Source organism: Kitasatospora hibisci (assembly GCF_043950205.1).
GTDB lineage: Bacteria > Actinomycetota > Actinomycetes > Streptomycetales > Streptomycetaceae > Kitasatospora > Kitasatospora hibisci.
The window spans coordinates 2,500,563-2,519,130 of record NZ_CP171642.1 but is presented as its reverse complement, the minus strand read 5'-3'; the positions used below and the strand labels follow the sequence as shown (position 1 = coordinate 2,519,130).

The following is an 18,568-nucleotide window of genomic DNA, read 5'->3' as shown; positions in this document are numbered from 1 at the left end:
TCGGTGTAAGGACCTGCGAGACTGCGGGGCATGGCGCAAGCACAGGTCGTGGTGATCGGTGGCGGGATCGCGGGGTTGGCCGCTGCCGCGTTTCTGAGTGGGGCCGCGGGCGGGCCCGCGCGGGCCCGGGTGACGCTGCTGGAGGCGTCCGAACGGCTCGGCGGGAAGCTGCGGGGCGGAGAGGTCGGCGGGGTCCGGGTGGACCTGGGGGCCGAGTCGATGCTGGCACGGCGGCCGGAGGCGGTCGACCTGGCCAGGGCGGTCGGGCTGGGCACGGAGCTGGAGCCGCCGACCACCGCCAAGGCCGCGATCTGGACGCGCGGCGCGCTGCGCCCGCTGCCCGGCGGCCAGGTGATGGGCGTCCCCGGCGACCTCGACGCGCTGGCCGCCGCCGGGGTGCTCACGTCCGAGGGTCTGGAGCGGGCCCGGCACGAGGCCGCCGGCGAGGCCGTCGCGGACGACGTGGCGATCGGGAGGTTCGTCGCCGACCGGCTGGGCCGCGAGGTGGTGGACCGCCTCGTCGAGCCGCTGCTCGGCGGCGTCTACGCCGGGCACGCGGACGAGATCTCGCTGCGCGCCGCCGTGCCGCAGCTGCTGGAGATCGCCCGGAGCGGCGGCCCGCTGGTCGAGGGCGTGCACGGGCTGGCCACCCGCCCGCAGACCGCCGCCACTCCGGTCTTCCAGGGCCTGCGAGGCGGCCTCGGTACCCTGCCCGAGGCGGTCGCCGCGGCCTGCGCCGCGGCCGGCGTCGAGCTGCGCACCCGGACGGCCGTGGACGAGCTGCGCCGCACCCCGGACGGCTGGCGGGTGGTGACCGGCGGCGGCGAGGTGCTGCACGCGGACGCCGTGGTGCTGGCCGTGCCCGCGCCGGCCGCCGCCCGGCTGCTGAAGGCGGACGCGCCGGCGGCGGCCGCCGAACTGGACGGCATCGAGTACGCGGGGATGGCGCTGGTCACCATGGCGTTCCGGCGGGCCGACCTGCCCGAGCCGCCGGCCGGCAGCGGTTTCCTGGTGCCGCCGGTGGACGGACGCCGGATCAAGGCCTCCACCTTCTCGTCCAACAAGTGGGGCTGGCTGGAGCGCTCGGCCCCGGACACCTTCCTCCTGCGCACCTCGCTCGGCCGGCTGCGTGAGGAGCAGCCGCTGGAGCTCCCGGACGAGGAGCTGGTGGCGCGGTCGCTGGCCGATCTGGGTGAGGCGATCGGCCTCACCGCCCGGCCGTACGACACCGCGGTGACCCGTTGGGGCGCGGGCCTGCCGCAGTACCCGGTCGGGCATCTCGACCGGGTGGGGCGGATCCGGGCGGCGGCCGCCCGGGCGGGCGCGCTGGCGCTCTGCGGGGCCGCGTACGACGGGGTGGGGATCCCGGCCTGCATCGCGAGCGCGCGGGCGGCCGTCGCCGAGCTAAACACGCTGTTGACCCCGCCGAGCGGGGAACACGTCACGGAGAGGACAATGGGCGCATGACTGAGAGCGTTGAGCAGCAGCCGGAGCAGCAGCCCGAGAAGAAGAAGGCCCGCGACCTGAACCAGGTCATCCGCTACACCATGTGGTCGGTGTTCAAGCTCACGGGCACGCTGCCCGAGGACCGTAGCGCGGTGGCCGCCGAGGTGGACGAGCTGTTCGCCCAGCTCGCCGCGAAGGACGTCACGGTGCGCGGCACCTACGACGTGTCCGGCCTGCGCGCCGACGCCGACATCCTGGTCTGGTGGCACGCGGCCGACTCGGACGACCTGCAGGAGGCGTACAACCGCTTCCGCCGCACCTGCCTGGGCCGGGTGCTGGAGCCGGTCTGGTCGAACATGGCGCTGCACCGCCCGGCCGAGTTCAACAAGTCGCACATCCCGGCGTTCCTCGCGGACGAGCGGCCGCGCGACTACGTCTGCGTCTACCCGTTCGTCCGCTCCTACGAGTGGTACCTGCTGCCGGACGCCGAACGGCGCGCGATGCTCGCCGAGCACGGCCAGATGGCGCGCGGCTACCCGGACGTGCGGGCCAACACGGTGGCCTCGTTCGCGCTCGGCGACTACGAGTGGCTGCTCGCCTTCGAGGCGGACGAGCTGCACCGGATCGTCGACCTGATGCGCGACCTGCGCCCGTCCCGGGCCCGGCTCCACGTCCGCGAGGAGGTGCCGTTCTTCACCGGCCGCCGCAAGCCGGTCAGCGAGCTGCTCAACGGCCTGGTCTGAGCACGGTCCGGCGAAGGCCCGGCTCCGGAGCCGGGCCTTCGGCGTGTCCGGGGCAGGCCGCGGCCCGGTCAGCGGCGGTGCGGCCGCAGGGCCGCGCGCAGGCGCGCGTCGGGCAGGGCGGCGGAGCCGAGCATCGCGACGGCGGTGAGGAGTTCACGCTCGTCGTCGTCGGTGAGGCCGTGCTGGCGCTGCGGCCGGACCTCGCGCAGCACCTCCTGGCCGATCGGGGAGGCCCAGCGGGTGTACGGGTAGACGTCGACCCGGGCCATCAGCAGCGTGCCGGAGGTCAGCACCAGCGGCAGCGAGAACCAGGCGAGCGCCGCCGAGGCGCTGCCGTCCGCGAGGCCGTCGACGACCAGCGCGGTGGCCAGCAGCACCACCGAGAGCAGCAGCGCCTGCCGGACCTGGCGGACCGCCAGCACCGTGTTCCGCTGCACGGCCGCAGGGGTCGCCAGGCCGGCCAGCGAGAGCCGGCTGCCGATCTCCAGCACGGTGGGGTGGGCCGCCATCGCCCGGCGCAGCTCGTCGGTGCGGCACTGGCCCTCCGGCCCGACGGCGGCCACCACGGCCCGCTCCAGCCGGCTGCGGCCCCGCGGGTCGACGACGGTGGTCCAGCCGGTGTGGGCGAGGTGCAGTCGGCCCCGGGAGGCCATCAGCACGAGGGCCAGTTCGACCACCCGGTCCGGGCCGCCGGCCAGGTACGCCGTCTCGTACAGCCCGATCCCGACCGCCTCGGGCGGTCGGGGGCCCTCCTGCTCGGCCAGCGCGTCGGCGGTGGCGGTCATCCGGACCAGCCGGATACAGGAGAGCACCGCGGCGGCACAGGCCGGGATCAGGAAGAGCAACCACATGGGCTTGTTGTAGTCCGGTGCCGGGCGGGTGCGGAACGGAGTTTCGAATCGCGATACCGAACTGTGACGCCAGCCGGTGCCGCCGGGCTCAGCTGCCGCAGCCGCCGCCCCCGCAGCTGGAGCCGCAGCTGGAGGACGAGGAGCCGCAGCTGGAGGACGAGGAACTGCAGCCGCTGGAGCCGGAGCTGCAGCTCGACGACGAGGAGCCGCAACCGCTGCTGCCGCAGCTCGACGACGAGGAGCCCGAGTCGGAGGAGGAACCGCACCAGGTGGCCGCGCCGGCACAGGAGGAGGACGACGAGGACGAGGACGAGGACGAGGACGAGAGCGATCCGGCGGCGATCGCCCGGACCTGCTCATCGGCCGCGGCCGCGGCGAGCATGGCCTCCTGGAGCTCCTCGTCGCCGAGCCCGGCCGCGGCCAGCCCGCCGAGCGCGACCGCCCCGAGCAACAGGCCGCTGTTGGCCGAGGAGAGCCCGGCGCTGGGCTTCCACGGCTTGCCGGCGGTGGACATCAGACCGAGCTGGCGGACCCCGGCCGGGGTGATCCGGCTCTTGAACGGCCGCGTGGCGACCAGCGAGACCAGCCCGACGGCGACGAGGAGCAGCGGGAACCAGAACGCCGGGCGCTCCGCGTCTCCCCGGTCGAGCAGGTAGGCGAGCGCGGTGGTGAGCACCACGGCGAGCAGGGCGAGCCAGATCCGCCGGTGTGCCGCCCGAGCCCGGGCCATCCGCCGCGGGTTGCGCAGCAGCCCGCGGTCGGCGAGCTTGTCGCCCAGCTCCTGGACGGCCGCCGAGCGCATCACCGCACGCCGCAGCGGGGCGAGTTCGCGCTGCTTGCCGGGGCCGATCGCCTCGATGACGGCGAGGTCCACGGCGTCGTACGGCCGGCCGGTGGTGAGGGTGACCAGACCGCCGCGGTTGACCACGACCAGGCCGGCCTGGTGCATCCGGACCAGCGCGGTGTCGAAGACCCGGCCGGGACCGCCGGCCAGGAACGCGGCGTCCAGCAGCGGCAGTCCGCGGCCGGGCAGGCCCTTGGCCTGCGGGACCCGCTTGACCCACTGCTTGGACTGCGACGCGTGGAGCACGGCTGCCGTCAGCAGCACGGTGGGTACGAGGAAGTAGATGTTGTGCCACATGGGCTGTCCCCCGGATGGTGAAACGGTGCGAGGAGATGTCGGGTCAGGGCCGGCGCCGGCCGGGCAGCAGGGCCCGGCCCAGGCGGGCGAGCGGCCCGGGTCGCGGTGCGGCGGGGCCGTGGAGCCACTGCTCCAGGGCCCGGCGCTGTTCGGGGCCGAGCCGCCCGCCGGCCTCCGGTGCGGTGTCGGCCAGCGCCCAGGCGGCGAAGGCCCGGGCGTCGGCGCGGTACCCGCCGGTCTGCGGGTGCGCGGCCGCGTAGGCCAGGAAGAGCGGTCCGTAGGGCCGGCCGAGCAGCCGGGGCAGCTCCGGCGCCACCTTGGCGACGGTGTCGCGGCGCTTGGCGGCCAGTGCGGCGGCCTGGCTGCGGACGTGGGACGCGTCGAAGCCGTCCGGAACCGGACCGCCGGCCACCAGGGCGGCCAGCAGCTCCTCCTGACGGCGGGCAAGCCGGACGCGAGCGGCGGTCGCGTCCCGGACCGCGGCCTCAGCCACGGCGCCCGGCCCCGGCCAGCACGGCCCGGATGGCGTCCAGTTCCTCGGCCAGCTCGGCCGGCGGCGGGAAGTTCGCGTCCCGTTCGAGCAGCACGCCGGGCGGGTCGACCCGGGCGCAGAGCTCGGCGAGCACCTCCAGCACCGGCTCGGTGACGGGGTGGGCGTGGGTGTCGTGCCAGACGCCGCCCACCAGTTGCCCGCCCGCCACGTGGACGTAGGCGAGGGCCTCCAGCGGCAGGAGGTCCAGCTCGGCGGCCGGGTCCAGGCCGAGGTTGACCCGGTTGGTGTGCAGGTTGGCGACGTCGATCAGCAGCCGGACACCGGTGCGCTCGACCAGCTCGGCGAGGAACTGGCCCTCGGTCAGCTCGTCGTCCGGCCAGGCCAGCTGGGCGGCGATGTTCTCCAGCGCCAGCGGCACCGGCAGCTGGTCCTGCGCGATCCGGACGTTCTCGGCGACGACCGCGAGGGCGTCGCGGGAGCGCGGCACCGGCAGCAGGTGCCCGGCCTCCAGACCGCCGGCCCGGACGAACGCCAGGTGCTCGGTGACCAGCGGCGAGCCGAGCGCGGTGGCGGTCTCGGCGAGCCTGGCGAGCCGGTCCGGGTCGGGCCGGTCGGCGCCGCCGAGCCCGAGCGCGACGCCGTGCGGGACGACGGTCACGCCGCGCGTCAGCAGGATCTGCAGCGACTCGGGCAGGTGGCCGGCGCAGATGTTCTCGGCGACCACCTCGACCCAGTCCAGGCCTGGCTGGCGCTCGACCACGACGTCGATCTCGCTTCGCCAGCCGAGGCCGACGCCGAGGGGCGTGCTGCGGGTGGGCGCGCTCGGGGCAGGGGAAGTCATCGGTGCGCCCCCTTCTGAGGGCTGGGTGGGAAGCCGTCGGTCGGCGCGGGCATCGTCGCCAGGGCCGGACCGGGCCGTGTTGCTGAGGATGTCCCCGGGCGGGAAGCCTGCCAAGCCTCATCCGGTCTTCTCAGAGGATTATTTGAGCTTGTCGGCCCGGTGATCACGATCGTATCCCGGCGGTCGGTGCATCCCCGCAGGTGGGGCCCGATATTCGGAGGCGGGAGAGGTTGTTCGGGGTCTATCGTGTCGCCCCTATGCCGACACTGACGATTCGTGGCTTCCGCACCGGCGACGCCGAGGCCGCCGCAGCCGCCCACCGTGCCGGGCGCGACCACCTGGTGCTGACGCCCGAGGTCTTCGCCTGGCTGAACAGCCACCAGTCCGAGGGCGCGCACTACCGCTGCCTGGTCGCCGAAGTGGACGGCCGGGTGGTCGGCTCGGTCCGCTGCGGGGTGGTCACCGGGACGACGACCCGGGGCATCGGCTACGCCAACGGCAGCGTGCTGCCCGGGTACCGCCGGCGCGGCGCGTTCACCGCCCTGCTGGCGGCGGCGGAGCGGCACCTGGCCGAGCACGGCGTGGTGGAGGTGCACAGCTGGGTGGACGAGGAGCCGGGTTCGCTGGCCTTCGCGGCCGCGCGCGGCTACACCGAGGGCAGGCTGGCGCACTTCGGCGGCCGGGACCTCGCGCTGCCGCTGCCCGCGGCCCCCGTGCTGCCCGCCGGCGTGGAGCTGCGCCCGGCGAGCGACTGGGCGGACGACCCGTACCCGATCTTCCTGGTCGAGGCGGACGCGATCCGCGACGAGCCCGGTGAGGTCGAGATGGACGCCGCGGACTACGAGGAGTTCCTGAACGGCGACTGGGCCCGCCCGGACCTCGACCGCGACCTCACCGTCGTGGCCGTGGCGGACGGCGAGCCGGTCGCGTTCAGCGCGGCCCAGACGGACGGCGTGGACCGCTACCTGGACTAGGGCCTGTTTCAAGTTCAGATCTTCGGTTTCGCCGTTTCCGGACGCTCGGCGGTTGCGTCCTGGTAGAAGTTCGGCGTGACGCGTGGTGATCTGACTGATGCCGAGTGGGAGTTGGTGGAGCCGTTTCTGCCGTTGGGCGAGCGCGGCCCGATCCCGGACCTGCGCAGGCACTTCAACGCGGTGATGTGGCGGTTTCGGACCGGGAGTCCGTGGCGTGACATCCCTGAACGCTACGGCTCCTGGTCGACCGTCTATGGCCGGTTCCAGCTCTGGGCGCTGTCGGGCACCTTCCAGACGCTGATGGACGGGATGATCGCCGAGGCCGCCGCTCGGGGGCAGGTCGATCTCAGCCTGGTCAGCGTGGACTCCACAGTCGCCCGCGCACACCACCACGCGGCCGGTATGGTCGTCGACTCCGCGCTCCTGGAGGAGCTGGAGAAGGCCGTCGCGGAGGAAAAGGGGCTTCGCGAAAGGGGCAAAATGCCTCGTTAGCGGAGGCGGCACCCCCTGTCGACGACCCGGCACGTGAGGAACGCCGCCGTGTCCGCCGGCGCCGTAGAGCCCGGCTACGGGCGGCCGAACTGGGCCGCTCGCGCGGTGGGCTGACCACCAAGACCCACCTCGCGGCCGAGCGCCGCTGCCGGCCACTGTCGTTCGTCCTCACGCCCGGACAGTCTGCTGACAGCCCGCGCTTCATCGAGGTGGTCGAGCGAATCAAGGTCCGCGTCCCGGTCGGCCGACCCCGCACCCGACCCGACGCGATAGCCGGCGACAAGGCCTACTCCTCCCGCGCCAACCGCAACTACCTGCGCCGCCGCCGGATCAGGGCGGTCATCCCGGAGAAGGCCGACCAGGCCGCCAACCGCAAGAAGCGGGGTTCACGCGGCGGTCGCCCCGTTGCCCACGATCAGGAGCTCTACAAGGAGCGCAGCACCGTCGAACGCTGCATCAACAAGATCAAGGAGTGGCGGGGCCTGGCCACACGCTATGACAAGACCCCCGCCAGCTACCTCGCCGGACTCCACCTGCGCGGTGCCGTCATCTGGCTCCGCAGCCTCAAACCCGAATGATCCGAACTTGGAACAGGCCCTAATCGCAGTGCACCGGGCTTCAGCCCGGTGGTGAAGCGATTCTGAACCCTGCTCTGACCTGTGCGGTGGGCACCCTCCCGCACTGTGGACGGTGCCCACCGCAGACCGTCAAGCCGGACGGTTCTGCTGCTCGATGTACTGCCGGACTATCGACAGCGGCGCGCCGCCGACTGATCCGGCGAAGTACGAACCGGACCACAGACGCTGTGCGCGCCAGTAGTGCTTGACCAGCTCGGGGTACTCCTGCCGCAGCCGGCGCGAGCTGACGCCTTTGAGCGAGTTGACCAGCTTGGACAGGGCGACCTTCGGCGGGAAGTTCACCAGCAGGTGGACGTGGTTGTTCTCGCCGTTGAACTCGACCAACTCCACCTCGAAGTCGGCGCACACGTCCCGCATGATCTCTTCGAGCCGGGTCAGATGCCGCTCGGCGAACACCTTGTGACGGTACTTCGTCACGAAAACCAAGTGCGCATGCAGGGCGAAAGCGCAGTGCCGACCAGTGCGGATGTTCTGATACTCAGCCATAAACCAAAATGGTACGGTGCTGACCGTGCAGCTCAGGTACAGCTTCCGCGTGTACCCGAACGGGCCTCAGCGTTCCGCGCTGGCCAGGGCGTTCGGGTGTGCACGGGTGGCCTTCAATGATGCCCTCCGGGCACGTGAGACCGCCCGCGCCGCCGGGCTGCCGTTCATCCCGTCCGGCGAGCTGTCCAAGCAGCTCACGGCCGCGAAGAACACCCCCGAACGGGCATGGCTCGGCGAGGTGTCCGCCGTGGTGCTGCAACAGTCCCTCCGGGACCTGGACACCGCCTACCGGAACTTCTTCGACGGCCTCAAGGGCATGCGCCCGAAGATGGGACCGCCCCGGTTCAAGTCCCGCAAGGACACCCGGCAGGCGATCCGCTTCACCGCGAACGCCCGATGGAAGATCACACCGGGCGGCGACCTATCGCTGCCGAAGATCGGCGACGTGCGGGTGAAGTGGTCCCGCGCCTTGCCGTCCGTGCCATCCTCGGTGACGGTGATCAAGGACAGCGCAGGCCGGTACTTCGCCAGCTTCGTTGTCGAGACGGACCCCGAGATCCTTCCCGAGACCGAACCGGTCACCGGTCTCGATCTCGGCCTCGGACACTTCGCCGTCCTCTCGGACGGGCGGAAGATCGACGCCCCGAAGTTCCTCCGGCGCGCAGAGAAGAAGCTCAAACGCGCACAGCAAGCCCTGTCCCGTAAGGCCAAGGGCAGCAAGAACCGCGAGAAGGCCCGTCACAAGGTCGCTCGCAACCACGCACGGGTGGCCGACGCCCGGCGCGAGTTCCACCACCAGGTCTCCACCGGACTGATTCGCGAGAACCAAGCAATCGCGGTGGAAGACCTGGCGGTCAAGGGACTCGCCCGCACACGGCTCGCCAAGTCCGTGCACGACGCCGGATGGTCGGCGTTCGTCACCATGCTGGAGTACAAGGCCGCGAAGTACGGCCGGAACCTGATCAAGATCGGCCGCTTCGAGCCGACCTCACAGGTTTGCTCCCACTGCGGCGTCAAGGACGGCCCCAAGCCGCCGAACATCCGCGTCTGGCAGTGCCAGGCGTGCGGCGTCTGGCTGGACCGGGACGTCAACGCCGCCGTCAACATAGCCACGGCCGCCGGACTGGCGGTGTCAGCCTGTCGAGCGCGGGTAAGCCGGGGACCCGTCCCCGCACAGCGCGAAGAAGCAGGAACCCACCGAGACGGTCAGACGACCGTGGTAGGAATCCCCGCCCTTTAGGGCGGGGAGCGGAAGTCAATGGTCTGCGTTCACCGCCTGCCGCCGGGCGTTCCGCGGCCGGGGGCTGACCAAGCTGGCCAAGCTGGAGTCGCTGCGCCGGGCCCGGGAGGCCGGCTACCGCCGCGCGTACACGAGCAACGACGCGACCAACGCGCCGATGCTGGCTATCAACGCCTGGCTCGGCTACGAGCGGTGCGCGAGCGAGCGGAAGTTCACCAAGCGGCTCGACGGCTGATCCGCCGCCGCACCGGTCGCGCGGGCGCCGCGCCGCGCGGCCGGGGTGCGTGCCCCGGGGCCGGGGCGGGTGCTGCGGGGCCGGGGCGGGTGCTGCGGTCGTCCTCCGGCGCATCACCACCGCACCCCCACGCATCACGGCTGTCTGACGGGGCATCACCGCACCGCAGACCGTTCGTGCCCGAGTCTTCCGCGCGGGGGATGGTATGGAGATCCTGCTTCAGGTCCTGGTCGGGTTCGTTCCGGCCGTGATCGGCTTCCTGGCGGCCCGCTTCCTCGCCCGCACCCGGCTGTTCCTGCGGTACGGCTTCCTGCGGGCGATGCTCGCGCCGTACGGCCGGGTCCAGATCATCACCCCGAGCATCGAGGTGGCGGAGTTCACCTTCGCCAAGGACGGCCGCAGGCTGACCAGCCGGGGCCCGCGGAACGTGCTGTTCATGCCGATGGCCGAGGCCCGCGCGATCGCCCAACTCATAGACCTGCTGCGTAAGGTGAACCGGAAGGCGACGATCGAGCTGGTCGCGGCCGGCGCCCAGGACCCGCGGATGCCGACGTTCTCGATCGGCGGGCCGAGCGTCAACACGTACTCGGCGGGCGTACTCGGTGCCGCCTTCCCGGACTTCCGCGTGGACTACCCGGAGGCGGCGCGGGCGCGGTGGGGCGGGATGACCTTCGAGGCGCAGTACAACGCGGCCGACGAACTGATCCGGGACCACGGCTTCGTCTTCGTGACCCGGACGCCCCGGCACGCGCCCTGCGTCGTGCTCTGCGGGGTATTCGCCTTCGGCTCGGCGATGGCGGTGGAGGCGCTGGCGGCGGCGAGCCGGAAGTCGCCGCTGGCGGCGCTGTTCCGGTCGGGGGAGAAAGGATTCGCCGCGGTCGAGGGCCGGGTGATCGGCCTGGACACCGTGGACGTGACCGTCGAGGTCTGCCGCGTCCTGCCGGTGGTGTGAGGGGCCGGGTCGCCGCGCCGTCGCGCCGGCGCGCCCGCCGGGTAACCGCGTTCGCTGCGCCCGGTGGGGCAGAATGGTCCAGACCGTGATACGGACAATCCGGACGGGTCGGGTGAGTTCGGGGCGGGACGTGGCTGGAATCGCAAGGGTTTCACCTCGCCGCAGTCACATCATCGGCATAATCGCGCCCATGACGACCAGCCGCGCGAACGTGAGCGCGATTGCCGAAGACCTGTACGTGTGGCTCCCGCCGAAGCGGGGCTGGGGGTTGGCCAACTGCGGTCTGCTGGCCTCGCCGAGGACCGCGCTCTGGATCGACACCCCCTACGACCCCTCCCTCGCCGCGGAGTTCCTCGCCGAGAGCCGCACGCGGCTGCCCGAGGGCGTCGACGTCGACCGCGTGGTCGTCACCCACGCCAACGGCGACCACCTGTGGGGCGCCGGCGTGCTCCCCGATGCCGAGGTGATCGCCACCCACGAGGCGCTGGAGCACATCCACTACGAGCCGGCCCCGAAACAGCAGCACGCGCTGGTCGCCGGCGGTGATCCCGACTCGCCGCTCGGCGGCTACCTGCAGCGCCATTTCGGACAGTTCGACTGGTCGCAGACCGAGCCGGTGCACCCGCACACCGTCTTCCGCGGCGAGCTGGAACTGCGGGTGGGGAAGTACCCCGTGCAGATCACCGGCCTGCCCTCCGCGCACACCGGCGGCGACCTGATGGTCCACCTGCCCTACCAGCGCGCCGTGTTCACCGGTGACGTGGTCTTCGGCTCGACGCCCGAGCAGCCCGGCGACCACCCCTCGCACTGGTCCGGCCCGCTGGAGAACATCATCGGCGCCTGCGAGCAGGCCCTGGCCACCGGAGCGGAGATCTTCGTCCCCGGCCACGGCCCGGTGCTCGACCGCTCCGGCGTCCAGGCGCACATCGCCTACCTCGCCCACGTGCGCGAGCGCGCGCACGCGTTGCACGCCGAGGGCACGCCCGCGCTGGACGCCGCCCGGCGGATCATCGCCGAGCGGCGCTACCCCGAACTCGGCCTGCCCGAGCGGCTGGTGCTCACCGTGTCCGCCGAGTACCGGCACCTGGACGGCAGCGCCGTGCCGAACGTGCTGGAGGCGATGACCCAGGTGGCGCTGGTGGCCCGTGAGATCGAGGCACCGGCGGGACAGCCCGGCGGCACCCCGGGGCCGCGCTCCGGACAGGACGCCGCCGCCCCCGCCTGACCCGGCCGCGACCGGCCGGTCCGCCGTCGGACGCGCACGTCCCGGTCCGGCGGTCGCCGGCCCGGGGCGGCGCCACCCGTCCATCCGCGCGCCACCCGTCCGGCCCCGCGCCACCCCTCCAGCCCCTTCGACCGAGGACCTCCGAGGACTTCGATGACGCAGATCGCGCTGCTCGCCCTGGCCGTGACGGCGGTCGCCGCGCTCGCGGCGGCCGGTCTCCTCGCCCGCGGACGGTCCCGGGCCCTCGGCCGCGCCGGCGCGGCCGAGACGGCCGCCGCCCACGGCGAGGAGCGCGCCCGCGCCGCCGACGCCCGGCTGGCCCGGGGCGAGCAACAGCTCCGCGACGCGCAGGCGGTCACCCGCCGGGCCACCGAGGAGACCAAGCGCGCCGAGACCCGTGCGCTGGCCGCCGAGGGCCGGGTCCGTGAGGCGGACCAGCGCACCGCGACGGCGGAGCACCGGGCAGCCGAGGCCGAACTGCACGCCCGCGCCGCCGAGGACCGCACCGCCGAGGCCGGGCGCCTGCTCGCGGCCGCCGAGGAGCGCACCGCGGCACTGCTGGCGGAGATCGGTCACCTGGCCGAGGAACGGGTGTCCACCGCCGCGCTGCGGCTCAGCCACCCCAACGCCCCCGCCGCCGGGCCGCTGGACGCCGAGGCGGTCGGCCCGGAGGCGGTCCGGCTCCTGGAGACCGTGCTGGACGCCTCGGCCGCCGCCGTGACCGAGGAGCGCGAGCGGGTCGACGCCGCCGCCCGGGCCGCGATGCGCGGTGCCACCTCCAAGATCCAAACCCTGCTCTACCAGATCCAGAGCCTCGTCCAGCAGCTCCAGAACGACAACGACGACCCACGGCTGCTGGAGGTCGACTTCCGCAACGAGGTCGCGCTGCGCCGGATCCAGACCGTCGCCGTGCTCTGCGAGGCCTGGCCGGGCCTGGCCAGGACCGATTCACCGCTGGCCGAGGTGGTGATCGGCGCGCTCTCCCGGGTGCCCGGCTACGCCCGGATCAAGGTGGCCAACCACCTGCGGGAGAACCGGCTGTCCGTGGTGGCCCGTGCCGCCGAGCCGCTCGCCATCACCATCGCCGAGCTGCTCGCCAACGCCACCTCGTACTCGCACCCGGAGACGGACGTGCCGGTCACCGTTCAGCAGGGCGGCCGCGGGGCGCTGGTGATCGTCGACGACAGCGGGATCGGGATGGAGGAGGACCAGTTGGGCCGGGCCCGCCGACTGCTGGCCGGCCCGCCCGAGGTGCTGCTGACCGAGCTGGGCAACCCGCCGAAGACCGGCTTCGCGGTGGTCGGCAAGCTCGCCCGGCAGTACGGCTTCTCCTGCCACATCGAGCCCTCGCCGTACGGCGGCATGCGGACCATCGTGCGGATCCCGGCCGCGCTGCTGACGCTGGTCGACGGTGAGCAGCCGCTCTCCGTGCTGACCCCGCTGCCGCTGCGGGCCGGATCCGGCCCGGCCCCCACCGTGCAGACGCTGCCCACGCGGCGGGGCGGGTCGGACGAACCGGCCGGGCACGAGGTGCCGGACCGGCAGCACGCGCCGGCCATGCACGTCGTGCCGTCGGTGCACGCCGTGCCGGACGACGGCAGCGGACTGCCCAGTCGGCGCCGGCGGCAGCCGCTCGCCCACCGTCCGCAGCCCGCCGACGGCGCTGCCGCGGCGGACCCGGTGACGGGGGTCGGGCCGGGGACTCCGACGGCCGACGGCCCGGCGGACGCGGACGCGCGGACACCCGAGCAGGCGGCCGCCCGCTGGCAGGCGCTGCAGCAGGGCACCGGCTCCGGCCGGGCCGCCGTCGCAGCGGCCGCAGCCGCCGACGGGGCCGCAGCCGTCGGTCAGGCCGCGACCGACCCGGCCCCCGCCGTCGACCCCGTGACCGACCGCGTCCCCGTGACCGCCCCCGCTCCCGTCCCCGCGACCGACCCGGCTCCCGCGACCGACCCGGCCCCCGTGGCCGGCACCGCCCCCGCCCCGACCACCACGCAGCCCCTCACTGCGAGGACCAGCACCGACGCCCGGGCCGCCGACCACGGCGACCCCGACGGCGGCGCGGCCGACCACACCGGCCCCGCCGCCCGCACGGGCCAGACCGGCCACCGTCCCGCCCCGTCCCCCGAAGGAGCCGAGCAGTGAGCAGCACGTCCAGCCCCACCGCCACCGACGAGATCTCGTGGGTGCTGACCCCGCTGCTGGAGCTGCCGGGCGTCCTGCACGCGGTCATCGCCACCGGTGACGGTCTCGTCGAGGGTGCCTCGGACGGCCTCGGCCGCGCCTCCGCCGAGCGGGTCGCCGCGATGACGGCCACCCTGCACGCCGCCTCCCGGGCGTTCACCACCTCGTTCACCGACGTCGAACAGCCGCGGCTGGCCCAGACCGTGGTCGAGTCCGACCTGGGCTTCGCCATCGTCGTACCGGCCGGCGAGAACACCTCGCTGGCGGTGTTCACCACATCGGAAGCCCAACTCGGCAACGTGGCTTACCAGATGCAGGTCCAGGTGGCCGCCCTCGGCCGCGCCCTGGCGAGCCCGGCCAGGCGGCAGGACGCGACAGCGCGGTCATGACCGCCGTCCCCCGCAGGCGGATGGTCCCCGCCTACCTGGCCACCGGCGGCCGGTCCCGGCCGGGCACCACCGGTTTCGAGCGGCTCACCGTGCTGTGCGCGACGGGCACCGCGCCGTCGCCGGAGTCACCGGAGCTGGAGGCCGAGCACCAGCGGCTCTGGGAGCTGCTGAGGCCCGGCGCACTGACCGTGGTGGAGGCCGCCGCGCACCTGCGGCTCCCGGTGAGCGCCACCGTCTTCCTCGCGGCCGATCTGGTCGAGGCGGGCTGCCTTCGCGCCCGCGCCCCGATCCCCCGCGCCCAGCAGACCGACCGCACCATCGTCGAGAGGCTCCTCGTTGGACTCCGCGCACTCCGGTAGCCCGGCCGACCGCACCGGTCGGGCGAGCCGTGTGGGCTACCTGCCCGACCGGGACCAGACCCTGATGAAGCTGGTCGTCGCCGGCCCGTTCGGCGTCGGCAAGACGACGCTGATCCGCACCCTGTCGGAGATCGCGACCCTCCACACCGAGGAGGCGATGACCGAGACCGGGGCGCCCGTCGACGACGCCGCGCTGCTGCCGGGCAAGCGCACCACCACGGTCGCGGTCGACTTCGGCCGCCTCACGCTGCCCGGCCAGGTGGTGCTGTACCTGTTCGGCACGCCCGGACAGCGCCGGTTCTTCCCGCTCTGGCAGGACATCGCCCGGGGCGCCGTGGGCGCGCTGGTGCTGGCCGACACCCGTCGGCTGGCGGACTCCTTCGAGATCATGGACATGGTCGAGGAGCAGGGCCTGCCCTACGCGGTGGCCGTCAACGGCTTCCCCGACGCGCCGGTGCACTCCGTCGACGTGCTCCGGGCCCACCTGGACCTGCACCCCGCCACTCCGCTGGTGCTCTGCGACGCCCGTGAGCGCCGTTCCAGCCTGGACGCGCTGATCGCGCTCGCCGAGCACGTCCTGCACGGCCTGCCCCCAGCCCCCGATCCCGCCCCGGAGGGGCCGTGACCGACATCCGAACCGACACCGACACCCGAACCGACACCGACGTCCCGGCCGCGGACGTCACCCCCGCGCCGGCCCCGGGCCCCGCCGCCCCCGCGCCGGCCGAGCGGCCGACCCCGATCTACGGCCCGGCGTTCGCCGCCGACCCGCAGCTCGTCTACGACCGGCTGCGCCGGCACGGCGCCGTCGCCCCGGTGGAGATCGCCCCCGGCGTCGGGGCCCTGCTGGTCACCGACTACCAGGCGGCGCTGGACCTGTTGCGCGACACCGACACCTTCTCGAAGGACTCCCGGGCCTGGCAGCAGACCGTTCCGCCGACCTCCCCGCTGCTGCCGATGCTCGGCTACCGCCCCACCGCCCTGTTCAGCGACGGCGAGGTCCACGCCCGCTACCGCCGGGTGATCACCGACGGGCTCGCCCTGCTCGAACCGCACCTGCTCCAGCGCCGGGTGGCCGAGGTCGCCCACCGGCTGATCGGCGCCTTCGAAGCGGTCGGCAGCGCGGACCTGATCGCCGAGTACGCCAGGCAGTTGCCGGTGTCCGTCGTCACCACCTGGTTCGGCGTGCCCGAGGAGCACAGCGCGCGGCTGGTGGCCGGCATCGCCGGGATGATCGAGTCCACCGAGAAGGCCGTGGCCGCCTACGGGGACCTCGTCGCGGTGGTCACCGCCATGGTCGCCGAGCGGCGTGAACGCCCCCGGCACGACCTCACCTCGTGGTTCGTCACCCACCCCGCCGGGCTGGACAACGACGAGGTGATCCGGCAGATCACCCTGACCATGATCGCCGGGCACGAGCCGACCACCAACCTGATCGGCAACGCCCTGCTGCGCCTGCTCACCGACGCCCGCTACGCCGGCTCGCTGATCGGCGGCGCGATGACCGCCTACCAGGCGATCGACGAGGTGCTCTGGCACGAGCCGCCGATGGCCAACCTCTCGGCGCACTACCCGCGGTACGACATCACCTTCCACGGCCGGGAGATCCCGGCCGGCTCGCTGGTGCTGGTCTCCTACGCGGCCGCCAACTCCCAGGCCGCGCCGCCCGCGGAGGGCACCGGCCTGCGCAGCGGCGAGTCGGCGCACCTGGCCTGGGCGGCCGGCCCGCACGCCTGCCCGGCCCGCGACCCCGCGCTGCTGATCGCGATCACCGCGATCGAGCAGCTCACCAGCCGGCTGAGCGACCTCGAACTGGCCACCCCCGCCACGGAACTGCTCTGGCGCCCGGGCCCGTTCCACCGCGCCCTGGTCCACCTCCCGGTCCGCTTCCACCCGGTCTCCGGGTAGCACGCGGGCCCGGGAGCCGGCGGCCGGCTCCCGGGCCTGCGGCCCCGCTTCGTCAGGCCCGGTCGGCCGGCTTCAGCGTCAGCGAGATGCTGTTGATGCAGTACCGCTGGTCGGTGGGCGTGCCGTAGCCCTCGCCCTCGAAGACGTGGCCGAGGTGCCCGCCGCAGCGGGCGCAGCGGACCTCGACCCGGCGCATGCCGAGCGAGGTGTCCTCGATGTACTGGACGCGGTCCTCGGCCAGTGGCGCGAAGTAGGACGGCCAGCCGCAGTGGCTGTCGAACTTGGTCTCCGAGCTGAACAGCTCGGCGCCGCAGGCCCGGCAGCCGTAGACGCCGACCGTCTTGGTGTCGGTGTACTCGCCGGTGAAGGGGCGCTCGGTGCCGGCCTCGCGGAGGACGTGGTACTCCTCCGGCGTGAGCTGGGCGCGCCACTCGGCGTCGGACTTCTCGATCTCGTAGCTCATCACGGCTCCCGTCGGGCGGACTCAGACGTTGGTGGCAACGCTTTCGAGGTGCTGAAGGCCCCTCTCCAATTCTTCCAGGACGGCCGGGCCCAGGTTGGTGACGTCGCCGGCACCCATGGTGAGCAGCAGGTCGCCCGGGCGGGCCAGGCCGGCCAGCAGTGCGGGGGCGGCGTCGAAGGCGTGCTCGGCGGTGACGTCGGCGCCGGCCCGGCGGGCCGCGTCGATGATCAGCTCGCTGGTGACGCCGGGGATCGGGTCCTCGCGGGCCGGGTAGATGTCGAGCACCACCGAGGCGTCGGCGAGGGCGAGCGCCCGGCCCATCTCCTCGGCGAGCTGCTGGGTGCGGCTGAACAGGTGCGGCTGGAAGACCACCAGCACCCGGCCGGTCCCCTCCAGGCCCTCGCGGATCGCCTCCAGGTCGGCGGTCATCTCGGTCGGGTGGTGGGCGTAGGAGTCGACCACCTGCACGCCGCCGGCCTCGCCCTTGAGCTGGAGCCGGCGCCGCACGCCGATGTAGGAGCCGAGCGCCTTGGCCAGGTCGGCGGCCGGGACGCCGAGGGCCACGCCGGCGGCCAGCGCGGCGACCGCGTTGTGGGCGTAGTGGCGGCCGGGGACCGAGACGGTGAAGGCCAGCTCCTCGCCGTCCAGCAGGACGGTGACCTCGCTGGTCATGCCACGGGCGGTGACCGACAGGACGCGGACGTCGGCGTCCTCGGCGGCGCCGACGGTGACCACGTTCAGGCCCTCGCGGCCGGCCACCCGCGAGGTCAGCTCGCGGGCGCCGTCGTGGTCGGCGGAGACGACCAGGGTGCCGCCGGGGGTGATCCGGCCGACGAAGGTCTCGAAGGACTCGTAGATCTCGTCGATCGAGGCGTAGTTGGCGTGGTGGTCCAGCTCCACGTTGAGCACGATCGCCACCTCGGGCGCGTACTTGTGGAAGCTGCGGTCGCTCTCGTCGGCCTCGGCGACGAAGATCTCGCCGGTGCCGTGGTGGGCGTTGGAGCCGGGGGCGTCGAGGTCGCCGCCGATCGCGTACGAGGGGTCGAGGCCCAGCTCGCCGAGGGCGACGGCGAGCATGCTGGTGGTGGTGGTCTTGCCGTGGGTGCCGGCCACCGCCAGCGCCCGGCGGCCGCCCATCAGCGCCGCCAGTGCGTCGGAGCGGTGGACGACCGGGATGCCGCGCTCGCGGGCGGCGGCCAGCTCCGGGTTGTCCGCGCGGATCGCGCTGGAGACGACGACGCTGCTGACGCCGTCCGGGACGTGCTCGGCGGCGTGGCCGATGTGCACGCTGGCGCCGAGCGCGCGCAGCGCGAGGACGGTCTCGGACTCCTTGGAGTCGCTGCCGGAGACGCTGGCGCCGCGCACCGCGAGGATCTTCGCCAGGCCGGACATCCCGGCGCCGCCGATGCCGATGAAGTGCGGGGCGTGCAGGTCGTGCGCGGCGTCGTTCAAGGCGGGGCTCCGTACAAGCGATGGGCCCCTCCCGCCCGTACGGCGGGCAAGGAGGG

Annotated in this window: 16 protein-coding genes and 2 pseudogenes; 12 read left to right on the top strand and 6 right to left on the bottom strand. The window is 73.7% G+C overall.

Annotated elements, in window-relative coordinates; translation table 11 throughout:
* The first annotated feature begins 30 nt into the window (after positions 1-30).
* On the top strand, positions 31-1,467 hold the full coding sequence (hemG, locus tag ACF9IK_RS10785; protein WP_395294013.1) for a protoporphyrinogen oxidase: 1,437 nt from the start codon (positions 31-33) through the stop codon (positions 1,465-1,467).
* Positions 1,464-2,189 (top strand): hydrogen peroxide-dependent heme synthase, encoded by a 726-nt coding sequence (hemQ, locus tag ACF9IK_RS10780; protein ID WP_395294012.1) that lies wholly within the window; start codon positions 1,464-1,466, stop codon positions 2,187-2,189. Before hemG ends, hemQ begins: the two co-directional genes overlap by 4 nt.
* A gap of 68 nt (positions 2,190-2,257) precedes the next feature.
* Here hemQ and ACF9IK_RS10775 read toward each other — a convergent pair whose 3' ends face one another.
* From ACF9IK_RS10775 to ACF9IK_RS10765, 3 genes and pseudogenes are all read right to left on the bottom strand, one after another.
* A complete protein-coding gene (locus ACF9IK_RS10775; protein WP_395294011.1) occupies positions 2,258-3,040 on the bottom strand; it encodes a TIGR04222 domain-containing membrane protein in 783 nt (260 codons plus the stop codon).
* 88 nt (positions 3,041-3,128) lie between these two features.
* On the bottom strand, positions 3,129-4,181 hold the full coding sequence (locus tag ACF9IK_RS10770; protein ID WP_395294010.1) for a TIGR04222 domain-containing membrane protein: 1,053 nt from the start codon (positions 4,179-4,181) through the stop codon (positions 3,129-3,131).
* A 43-nt stretch (positions 4,182-4,224) separates the two neighbouring features.
* A pseudogene (locus ACF9IK_RS10765) lies at positions 4,225-5,515 on the bottom strand (DUF692 domain-containing protein).
* A gap of 257 nt (positions 5,516-5,772) precedes the next feature.
* Between ACF9IK_RS10765 and ACF9IK_RS10760 the strand changes: the two are divergent.
* Both ACF9IK_RS10760 and ACF9IK_RS10755 read left to right on the top strand, forming a co-directional pair.
* Entirely contained in the window at positions 5,773-6,489 is a 717-nt protein-coding gene (locus ACF9IK_RS10760; RefSeq protein ID WP_395294009.1) for a GNAT family N-acetyltransferase, read from the top strand.
* Positions 6,490-6,564: 75 nt separating this feature from the next.
* Positions 6,565-7,559, top strand: a pseudogene (locus ACF9IK_RS10755) (IS5 family transposase).
* Between the two features lie 129 nt (positions 7,560-7,688).
* Here the strand turns inward: ACF9IK_RS10755 and tnpA are convergent.
* Positions 7,689-8,105 (bottom strand): IS200/IS605 family transposase, encoded by a 417-nt coding sequence (tnpA, locus tag ACF9IK_RS10750; protein ID WP_395292292.1) that lies wholly within the window; start codon positions 8,103-8,105, stop codon positions 7,689-7,691.
* 25 nt (positions 8,106-8,130) lie between these two features.
* Between tnpA and ACF9IK_RS10745 the strand changes: the two genes are divergently transcribed.
* The 8 genes from ACF9IK_RS10745 (at position 8,131) to ACF9IK_RS10710 (ending at position 16,597) form a co-directional block, all read left to right on the top strand.
* A complete protein-coding gene (locus ACF9IK_RS10745) occupies positions 8,131-9,345 on the top strand; it encodes an RNA-guided endonuclease InsQ/TnpB family protein (protein ID WP_395298480.1) in 1,215 nt (404 codons plus the stop codon).
* Positions 9,346-9,785: 440 nt separating this feature from the next.
* A complete protein-coding gene (locus ACF9IK_RS10740; protein ID WP_395294008.1) occupies positions 9,786-10,532 on the top strand; it encodes a hypothetical protein in 747 nt (248 codons plus the stop codon).
* A gap of 190 nt (positions 10,533-10,722) precedes the next feature.
* Positions 10,723-11,757: an MBL fold metallo-hydrolase gene (locus ACF9IK_RS10735; RefSeq protein WP_395294007.1), complete on the top strand. Its 1,035-nt coding sequence runs from the start codon at positions 10,723-10,725 to the stop codon at positions 11,755-11,757.
* Positions 11,758-11,910: 153 nt separating this feature from the next.
* Positions 11,911-13,902, top strand: coding sequence for an ATP-binding protein (locus tag ACF9IK_RS10730; protein ID WP_395294006.1), 1,992 nt, complete (start codon positions 11,911-11,913; stop codon positions 13,900-13,902).
* Complete coding sequence (locus ACF9IK_RS10725; protein ID WP_395294005.1) at positions 13,899-14,330, top strand: roadblock/LC7 domain-containing protein; 432 nt, start codon at positions 13,899-13,901, stop codon at positions 14,328-14,330. The genes ACF9IK_RS10730 and ACF9IK_RS10725 overlap by 4 nt, the downstream gene beginning before the upstream one ends.
* On the top strand, positions 14,327-14,689 hold the full coding sequence (locus ACF9IK_RS10720) for a DUF742 domain-containing protein (RefSeq protein WP_395294004.1): 363 nt from the start codon (positions 14,327-14,329) through the stop codon (positions 14,687-14,689). Before ACF9IK_RS10725 ends, ACF9IK_RS10720 begins: the two co-directional genes overlap by 4 nt.
* Entirely contained in the window at positions 14,667-15,314 is a 648-nt protein-coding gene (locus ACF9IK_RS10715) for a GTP-binding protein (protein WP_395294003.1), read from the top strand. The genes ACF9IK_RS10720 and ACF9IK_RS10715 overlap by 23 nt, the downstream gene beginning before the upstream one ends.
* Positions 15,311-16,597, top strand: a complete 1,287-nt coding sequence (locus ACF9IK_RS10710; RefSeq protein ID WP_395294002.1) for a cytochrome P450 — start codon at positions 15,311-15,313, stop codon at positions 16,595-16,597. Before ACF9IK_RS10715 ends, ACF9IK_RS10710 begins: the two co-directional genes overlap by 4 nt.
* A gap of 52 nt (positions 16,598-16,649) precedes the next feature.
* On the opposite strand, the gene msrB is transcribed toward ACF9IK_RS10710, so the two are convergent.
* Both msrB and murC read right to left on the bottom strand, forming a co-directional pair.
* Positions 16,650-17,060 (bottom strand): peptide-methionine (R)-S-oxide reductase MsrB, encoded by a 411-nt coding sequence (gene msrB / locus ACF9IK_RS10705; RefSeq protein ID WP_395294001.1) that lies wholly within the window; start codon positions 17,058-17,060, stop codon positions 16,650-16,652.
* A gap of 21 nt (positions 17,061-17,081) precedes the next feature.
* Positions 17,082-18,512: a UDP-N-acetylmuramate--L-alanine ligase gene (murC, locus tag ACF9IK_RS10700; protein WP_395294000.1), complete on the bottom strand. Its 1,431-nt coding sequence runs from the start codon at positions 18,510-18,512 to the stop codon at positions 17,082-17,084.
* Between the last annotated feature and the right edge of the window lie 56 nt (positions 18,513-18,568).